Source organism: Helicobacter pylori (assembly GCF_001998165.1).
In the GTDB taxonomy this organism is placed as follows: Bacteria; Campylobacterota; Campylobacteria; order Campylobacterales; family Helicobacteraceae; genus Helicobacter; species Helicobacter pylori_DL.
Genome location: NZ_MTWR01000100.1, coordinates 1 through 454, shown reverse-complemented (window position 1 = coordinate 454; position 454 = coordinate 1). Strand labels below are relative to the sequence as shown.

1 protein-coding gene is annotated in these 454 nt (G+C 39.9%); it reads right to left on the bottom strand.

The features are described 5' to 3' along the window. Positions 1-454, bottom strand: a 454-nt coding sequence (locus tag BZK24_RS08340) for a SabA family sialic acid-binding adhesin (protein ID WP_341537519.1), incomplete at both ends; no start/stop codon positions are given.

Genomic DNA, 454 nt, shown 5'->3' with positions numbered 1-454 from the left:
ATTTCTTGAGCAAACCCTGTGTCTTTAGAAGTGTAGGGGTTGAAATTTTCTGGTTGCGTGATTTGAGTGTTTTCATTAGCGTTAAGCTGTTGGGTTTTTTCTAAAAGGCTTTGAGCGTTTTTAATCATCTCGTTAATAGCGTTAAAAGAAGGACCAAAAATATCCACTACATTCCCAGGCGTAGAACTCAACCCCCACGCTTTACCGCCATTGCTCGTTTGCACATGGGGGTTTTGAGTAATAAGGACTTGCATGATAGTGGCGGCTTGTTGCAAAAGGTATTCAGCGTTATTATTGAATGTGAATTTTATTGAGAGTGGGAGTGATGATCCGCCTAAATAAGAGGTTGGGATCTCTTTCCCATTCTCTGTATAATAATGCTCTATGATATTGTTTTGTGTGGTAGTCCTATAATTGGTTTGTTGTATGTTGACTACCCCTGTTTTGGTGGTGT